The 8839-nt window shown below is 42.9% G+C and carries 3 protein-coding genes; 2 read left to right on the top strand and 1 reads right to left on the bottom strand.

Translation table 11 applies throughout. The features are described 5' to 3' along the window. Nucleotides 1–40: 40 nt before the first annotated feature. Nucleotides 41–4009, bottom strand: coding sequence for a two-component regulator propeller domain-containing protein (locus tag DBR11_RS10000; RefSeq protein WP_233260711.1), 3969 nt, complete (start codon nt 4007–4009; stop codon nt 41–43). A 224-nt stretch (nt 4010–4233) separates the two neighbouring features. On the opposite strand from DBR11_RS10000, the gene DBR11_RS09995 reads away from it, so the two are divergent. Next, entirely contained in the window at nt 4234–7284 is a 3051-nt protein-coding gene (locus DBR11_RS09995; protein WP_108552156.1) for a TonB-dependent receptor, read from the top strand. An 11-nt stretch (nt 7285–7295) separates the two neighbouring features. Then, nucleotides 7296–8822 carry a RagB/SusD family nutrient uptake outer membrane protein gene (locus DBR11_RS09990; RefSeq protein WP_108552154.1) on the top strand — a complete coding sequence of 509 codons (1527 nt, stop codon included), beginning with the start codon at nt 7296–7298 and terminating at the stop codon, nt 8820–8822. Nucleotides 8823–8839: the final 17 nt, after the last annotated feature.

Here is an 8839-nt window from a genome sequence, read left to right as displayed (position 1 = left end):
AAATAGTGACGATCAAATGCTTTACACAATATTAATCTTCCTATTTTTTTGAATTCGCGTATTTCTTTGGCGTAATTCCAAACTGTTTCTGAAAACTTCTTGTAAACTGGGCCTGGGAATTAAAACCAATCATTGTTGCAATTTTGTAGATCTTATAATCGCTCTCCACCAGCAGTGCCGCCCCTCTTTTTAAACGACTGATATTGATTAAAGCATGAGGACTTAAATTAGAAATGGATTTTATTTTCCGGTATAAGGTGGGACGGCTCATATTCATGGCCTCTGCCAAATTGTCTACGTCAAACAAGTTCCCGGCCATGTGTTTATTAATCACTTCGTCGAGTTTATCCAGAAAGAGCTTATCATTCTGATTATGGGCAAGACAATGCAAGTGGGCAACCGGTGAACTGGCGTAGTGGCTCCTCATTTTCTCTCTGGCCGCCAAAAGATTATGCACTTGCGACAAGAGATGTTCAGGAGAAAATGGTTTTTCAATATAAGCATCGGCACCAGACTCCAGTCCCTCTATCCTGGAATGCAGATCATTACGTGCAGTGAGCAGAATAACGGGTGTATGGGTATAATCAGCGTTTTCCTTTATCCTACGGCACAGTTCAAATCCATCCATTCCTGGCATCACCACATCACTGATCACCAACTGAATATTGGCATCCTCCATCATGTCCTGTGCTTTATCTCCGTCAGCAGCCTGCAATACCTGGTAATCCCTGGCAAGCACACCTGCAATAAATGTCCGCACATCCTTATTGTCCTCCACCAGCAATAAGGTAGCCCGCTGGTTAGTCCCACTATCTTTGTCGCCCTCACTTAAAGCCTCATTTTCCGGTTGGGAATCCTCCTTTTCAATGACAAATTCCTTACGGTGATGAAGTGGAAGTTCCAGCACAAAAGTATTCATCTGCTCATCACTGAATTCAATATCTAAACGTCCCTCATGAAGTAAGGCCAGTGACCGGGCCAATGGCAAGCCGATACCTGTCCCATTATTCTTATTGCCTATTCTAAAAAAAGGTTCAAATATCTTTTCACTCAAACGCTCCGGAATCAACTGGCCATCATTCGTAATTTCGATCCTAAAATCCTGTCCGGCCGGTCGGAGACGGATCAGAACCTGCTTAGCGGCGTACTTTACAGCATTATCCAAAAGATTACTTAAGATTTTATTGAGGGCTTCGGAATCTGCGTAAGCAAAAAATGTTTCCCCTGGAAGGTCTATTGCAAAGGAAATATCTTTTAATACGGCCGTTCCCTGAAACTGCAGGTAGTTCTGTTCCAGTAAATCAGAAATGTTGACCAATACAAAGTTTAAACTAAAGCCCTTCTGTTCCGTCTTTCTGAAATCCAGCAACTGATTGGTCAGTTCCAGGAGCCGGTTGGTGTTTTTCTCCATCGTGAGCAGGCTTCCTTGTATGCCAGACTGATGTCCGGATTGTTTCATCACATCTTCCAGCGGGCCCTTGATCAGAGTAAGCGGAGTCCTGATCTCATGGGTCAGGTAAGTAAAAAATTCTATCTTGGCCCGGTACACCTCTTTCTCCTTCTCCACCTCCAGTGCTTCAAATTTTTGTCTATTCCTCGCTTCTGTTCTTTGATGATAATTTCTCACCAGATAGTAAACTATCCCCGTTAAAAGAACAATATAAAAAGCAAATGCCCAATTGCTGGCCCAGAATGGCGGCAGAACTCTGATTTTCAATACCGTTATCTTGCTATCCCATTTTCCCCCATCGGAAGAAGCCTGGACCATAAATTCATAAGATCCGGGCAGCAGCTTTGTGAAATAGACCTTCTGATTGTTTTTCAGATGTGTCCATTTTTTATCCATGCCCTCCATTTTATAACGGTACTCCGTCATCTCCGGAGCTGTATAACTTAATGCAGAAAAATCAATATTAAAGGTAGACTGTTCATACTTAAGCGTAAGCTCATTGGTAAAATTAATGGACTTGCTCAGCGGTGAGTTTTCTTTGTTAATGGGCAAATCCTGGTTAAACACCTGAAAATTAGTAATGTATACCGGCGGTGTAAAATTGTTTTCAATAAAACAATTTGGGTCAAAGCGGATAAAGCCCTTTAAGCTTCCAAAATACATCCGTCCCCTGCTGTCTTTGAAACCCGAACTGTAATTAAACTGATCACCCAGCAAACCGTTGGCATTGGTATAAGATTTCGTACTGCCTGTTGAAGGATTAAAGCAAACCAAACCTTTTGAAGTACTGATCCATAAAAGATGCTTCTGGTCTTCTAATATATTATAGAATACATTGCTGGGAAAGCCATCTTTCTTTTCGTATACGCTGAATTTTCCCCTTTTTTCATCCAGCCTGCACAGGCCGTTTTCTGTACTTACCCAGAGTCTGTTCATCTGATCGAGGAACAAGCCGTTAATAGAATTGCTGCTCAGGCTGTTTTCGTCCTTCGGGTCATTTTTATAATAACCGGCTCTTCCGGTAGAAGGATTATAAAAATACAACCCATCCCGTAAAGTAGCCGCCCAGAGTGTACCTTTAGGATCTTCCAGAAGCGCAGCATAATGATAGTAGGCAGGAAACTGGGGCAATTGCGTAAAATCATTGCCTGTCCGATTGTACTGGTGAAGACCTGCAGAGGTTCCGACCAGTATTTTGCCGGCTCTTGTTTTATATAGACTTTCAATAAAATTACTTTTCAAATTTCCAGGCCTGGACCCGGCCACGTAATGCCGAACCACTTTTCCGGAAGGAATATCCAGAACATCAAGACCACGTTCAAAAGTTCCGATCCAGAGTTCTTTTCCATCGGCTAAAAGACCGTGAATGTTGTAATGGGAAACGCTACCAGACTTTTTATCCGGGCTAAAATGTTCGAAGTGCCCATTTTGAGAATTAAATTTATTTAGTCCGCCATCTTCTGTACCAATCCAGAGGTGCCCAAAATCATCCTTCGTGATCTCTCTGACAGCATTTCCGGAAAGTGAATTGGCCCCTTCATTAAAAAAGAACTTTTCAAAGGGCATATAAGGCTTCGGATAATAATTGAGCCCTCCGAAATAGGTTCCCAACCAGATCCCCCCTTCTTTATCTTTACAAAAGGTATATACCGCATTATCAGAAATGGAATAAGGATCACCATGTTTCTTACGTAAATTCAAGTATTTACCAGTAGCCATATTGTAAATAAACAGGCCAGATTCTGTGGCAATCCAATATTCCTGTTCAGAATAGCGTATAAAATCGCGGGCATAAATTTCTGTCTGGTCGGAAGGGCTATACGTCAGTATATCTTTGTAAGTTTTGGTGCCAAGATCAAAAAGTTTCACGCCCTGATTGGAAGTCCCTATCAGCAAGCTGTTCTGCCCGGTATCGTAAATTTTATCTATCCAGTTTGAAATAACAGGTTTAGACTGATGAAATACATTATAAGCTTTAAACGAATTGTGCCTGGCATCGTATTGCTGCAGATCTCCCCAGGCAGTGGCTATCCAGACTTCTCCATTTGCACGGATACAAATAGATGTTGCATTAAAAAATTCCCGTTCCTGATAGGTTTCTACCGTACCGGTTTTCTGATTGTACCGGCTCAGGTTATCTCCGGCAATATACCAGATATTTCCTTCATGATCTGCTTTAACATCCCGGATATCACTGTTCAGGGAAGGCCTCAATAAAGTAAATTCTTCTGTTTCAGCATTGTACTGATACAATCCCTTCAGGGTTCCTACCCAGATGACCTTGTTTTGATCCTCATAAATGCTATGGATGAAATTGCTGCCTATACTTTTGGGATTCTTCTTGTCATTTCTGAACACTTTAAAAGTATAGCCGTCAAATTTGTTCAGTCCATCTTTGGTTCCGAACCACATAAATCCCCTGCTGTCCTGTACACTGCAGATCACAGAATTATAGGAAAGACCGTTTTCTGCCCGGTAACTTCTAAAACTATAAGACTGTCCGATGGCCTGACCTATAGACACCATACACAGGAGCAACAGGAAAATTGTTCTTTTCAAAATCGGGGTTTAATTTGGTTCAGTTTAAAGATACAGATCAAATGCTGTAATTCTAAAAGCATCTTTGAGAAATGCCCGAAAACCGCTTTATTTAACGCATTATGAGCGGAATTGACAAAAAGTTGATCCGTATAATCAAAAAATATTAACTCCTTTTGGATTGTCGTTCGGCTGTTATACAGTTTCGTCCGGCAAACATATAACCAAATTAAACCTAAAAGATTATGAAAAATTATTTACTGCAGCGACAGGAAGCTGTTGCGGGTATCGGGATCCTTTTCAGAAGGAAACTGCTACCAGTATTGGGCTTCACCCTCCTTCTTTTATTTTTCTGCGTGCCAGGCAAAGCACAAAACACCACGACCATAACAGGTAAAGTCATGGATCAAAACGGAAATCCACTTCCTGGGGCAATTGTTAAATTAAAGAACACGACAATCGGCACGATGACAGGTGCTGAAGGGAATTACAGCATTCTAGAACAGGAGCCAAAAGGAACCCTTGTTTTTTCTATGATTGGATATACCACACGAGAGATTGATATTTCAGGACGTAAGACCATCGATGTAAAGCTGACAGAGGAATCCAATGCGCTTAACGAAATTGTCGTGGTTGGATACGGTACACAATTGAAGAAAGACCTGACCGGTGCCATATCCGTGGTAAAAGCAAGTGATGTGCAAAAGAAACAAGCCACAACAGTTGCAGAGGCCCTCCAGGGCCAGGCTTCTGGAATTAAGGTACGTGGAGGCGGGCAGCCTGGATCTGAAGCCCAGATCCAGATCAGAGGACTAAAGAACCTAATGGACTCCAATCCACTTTATGTTATTGATGGACTGATCACTTCCGCAAACAGAGACTTTAACCCCAATGATATTGAGTCGATCCAGATTTTGAAAGATGCATCAGCCGCCGCTATCTACGGATCAAGGGCAGCAAACGGGGTGATTATCATCACCACTAAAAAAGGTAAAGAAGGCCCTTTACAAATAGATTTCTCCGGAAAAACCAGTGTACAAACCATTCCCCGCTATAAACTCGCCGCAACTGAAGAATTTTCAAAGCTAAACTTTATGGCTTATGACAATGCCAATGTCACCCGTCAGAAATTAGACCTCAGTACCAATACCGACTGGCAGGACGCCGCTTTTAGAACCGGCAATGTGCAAGATTACACAGCCAGTTTCTCCGGTGGTGGTAAAAGCAGTTCATTCCTGGTTTCGGCAGGATATTTTAGCAATAAGGGCACTGTGATCAGCACAGGCTTTGACAGATACAGCCTGCGTGTGAATACCCAGGGTACCAAAGGAATCTTCAGCATTGGCGAAAATCTTGCAATGACCAATTCCAAAAGCGACGAGATGTCGGGAAACCCGATTATTGACGTGATCAGACTTTTGCCAACCATTCCCGTATACAATCCAGCAAACCCAGGTGGTTATGGATATGGCGATGAGGCTAAAGCCAGGACTTTTGGAACCAATCCGGTAGCCATTGCCGACCTGGAAGACCGTACCAATGAAAACCAAAGGATCCGGGGTAATGTATGGGCCGAACTTAAATTTCTTCCTGAGTTGAAATATCGCTTAAACTTAGGTTATGAAAGCAGCAATGATCACTATACATATCTCAGAAAACGGGGAAACTGGACTTTAAATCAACCGCTTGATCCCGCCATTGCCAATGAAAACCGTGCTAATTTTTCTACCAAACTGATTGAACATACCCTGACTTTTAACAAAGAACTGGGAAAACACACTTTAAATGTTATTGCAGGCCAGTCCTACCAGCGAGATGACTATGCACAGATTTGGGGTACAAAAAGAAACCTGCTGGTCAACCCAGACGGGGGTTATTATAACGTACTCGACCAGGGTAATGAAGGACAGCTGGGCGGTTTCAAGAACAGATCCGATATCATCTCCTATTTCGGCCGCCTAGAGTACAATTACGCAGATAAATATCTTGTAAACGGGGTAATAAGAAGAGACGGTAATTCCAGATTTGGACCTGGATACAAATGGGGCAACTTCCCCTCAGTTTCGGCTGCCTGGCGCATTAGCAAAGAAGATTTCTTTACATCCAGCTGGATCAATGACCTGAAATTAAGGGCCAGCTATGGTACACTGGGAAGTTCCAATACGGACTATTATGATTATATCGGGGTAATCAACACCTTCTCTACGATTGCAATGGGTACTGACCAGCACATAGAACCTGGAGCTATACAGGTAAAGCTGGCAAATGATAATCTCCATTGGGAAAGATTGACCCAGCAGAACTATGGTTTCGACGTATCCTTTCTGAACAATAAACTTTCGGTAAGCTCCGATTATTTCATTGCCACAACCAAGGATGTTTTGTTCGGTTTTCCAATTGCTTTAACTACCGGAAATGATGGTGGCAACCCAAGAGTAAATGGTGTTACCCTCCAGAACAAAGGTTTTGAATTTTCTGCAGCATACCGGGAAGACAGCACGCCCTTCAAATATTCTGCAACAGCCAACCTTACCTTGCTTCGCAATAAAGTATTGGATTTTGGCTACAACCGGAACAACACTTATGTAGGGAACACCATTACCGAGGTTGGCCAGCCAATTGGCATGTGGTATGTTTTACAAACAGATGGACTCTTCCAAAACCTCGATGAGGTAAACAATTACAAAAATGCTGCAGGTAAGGTCATTCAACCAGGGGCCAAACCTGGTGATATCCGCTTTAAAGATAACGACGGCGATGGACAGATTACCAATTCAGATAAGGTGGTGGTAGGCAGTCCATGGCCTAAATACGAGCTTGGCTTAAACCTGAGTGGTTCTTACAAAGGCTTCGAATTGAACATGGACTGGTTTGGTTCTTTTGGTGCAAAGGTATTTAATGGCCCCCGCAGCGTTATGGACCGCTTTGACGACAATTCTAATTACCGTACAGGCATACAACCCTGGACACCGGAGAACCCGAATACCAACGTACCTCGTGCCTACTATGGCTCTACCCTTAATTCCCGTGGTGATTCAGACCGTTGGCTGGAAAATGGGAGTTTCTTCAGGCTGAAATATATAAGCCTTTCCTATAAAGTTCCTGAATCTGTAGTAAAAAAGATAGGCTTCCAAAATGCCCGTGTAACGCTTTCCGGCCAAAACCTCATCACGTTCACAAAATACACAGGACTTGATCCCGAGTTTAGCAACGGAAGTGTTTTTGAAAAAGGTTATGACTTCGGGGCATTTCCTAACCTGAGGATGTATTCACTTGGTTTACAGTTCGGATTTTAAACTAAACTATCATGAAAAAGATCATTATTATTATACTGGCATTAACTACTGCCGTTTTATATTCCTGTAAGAAAGACTTACTGGACCAGAAAAATCCAAATACACTGACTAAGCAACAGTTCTGGAAAACAGAAGATGATGCCCAGAATGGGGTCAACTCTATCTACGCGATGTTCTACCAGAATGGCGTATGGAACCGCTGGATCTATTTCAGGTTAGACCTGACCTCCGATGAAGGTTTCAGCAATAGCCCATGGATAGAGCTTGGAGACTGGACGCGTTTCCAATATGTAAATTACAATTTCTGGGAAGGAAATGTAAACACCTGGAGAGATACCTACAAGGCAGTGTTCCGCTGCAACCAGGTATTGGCCAATGTACCCAATATCCAGTTTGCTGATGCCGCAAAAAAGGAGAACATCCTTGCCCAGGCCAAGTTCTTAAGAGCTTTCTATTATTTCTATGCAGCCGTATTATGGGAAAACGTACCCCTGGTTCTACAGCCATCAGAGCCTGCTGACCTGCCACAGCAAAATACAGTAACAGAAGTTTTTGCCCAGGTTGCAAAAGACCTTAATGAAGCCGCAGCTGTACTTCCTGATCAATGGGACAATGCCAATGTCGGCAGACCAACAAAAGGTGCTGCTATGGCATTGCTAGGCAAAACCTATATGCAGCAGCGTAAATGGGCGGAAGCCAAAACCGCATTTGATTATTTAGTTACCGGAGCAGGAAAGGGCTATTACGATCTGGTCGATTATAAAGAGAATTTCAGGGCAACCCAGGAAAACAACAAAGAATCTGTTTTCGAAATACAATTTTCCGATGCCAATAAAACAGCGGAGGGGGATGGACCAAATGCCAATATGGGCAGCAACAGAAGCCAGTTCTTTGCTCCACGTTCTATTGGCTGGTCTGACGGGCAGGCCAGGTACTGGATGGTTTCAGCGTTTAAAAAAGAAAAAACCAAGGATGGAAAAATTGATTCGCGCTTAAGGTATACGTTATTTTATCCAGGACTGGAGGCCGATTTTGGCGACAAAACTTATGGCCGGAGCTGGCAATGGAATGCTGATGAGGCTTGGTTCAAGAAATATTCCCGGGATTATTACCGGAATGACGAAGATTATTACAATCAGGTCAATAATCGGGTGATCCGTTATGCTGATGTGTTGTTAATGTATGCTGAAGCCCTGAATGAACTGGGACAGACTTCAGATGCTTACCCCTATGTAAACCGGGTTCGCAACCGCGCCAACATGGCAGATCTTGCCACGGCTTACCCTGCTATCGGCACCAATAAAGACCTTTTCAGGGAAAGATTGAAAACAGAAAGAATGCTCGAGCTCTGCGGTGAAAGTGTAAGATGGGCCGACTTAAAAAGATGGGGAGATCTGGATACCCAGCAAGGTGTAGATAAAGTAGCACAGCGCGATCCTGATTTCAAAAACTTTATTGTGGGTAAAAGCATCAGGCTACCATTGCCGCAACTGGAAGTGGAAAACAATAAAAACCTGAAACAAAACCCAGGATACTAATAATAACTTAAATTTAA

This window comes from Pedobacter sp. HMWF019 (assembly GCF_003061025.1).
Lineage (GTDB): Bacteria > Bacteroidota > Bacteroidia > Sphingobacteriales > Sphingobacteriaceae > Pedobacter.
Note: the sequence above shows the minus strand (reverse complement) of the source record. Positions and strands in the feature narration are given on the sequence as shown.

Bases quoted from the DNA above. Each gene is read 5' to 3' on its own strand.
- DBR11_RS09995 (WP_108552156.1), top strand. From the start codon at position 4,234: ATGAAAAATTATTTACTGCAGCGACAGGAAGCTGTTGCGGGTATCGGG.
- DBR11_RS09990 (WP_108552154.1), top strand. From the start codon at position 7,296: ATGAAAAAGATCATTATTATTATACTGGCATTAACTACTGCCGTTTTA.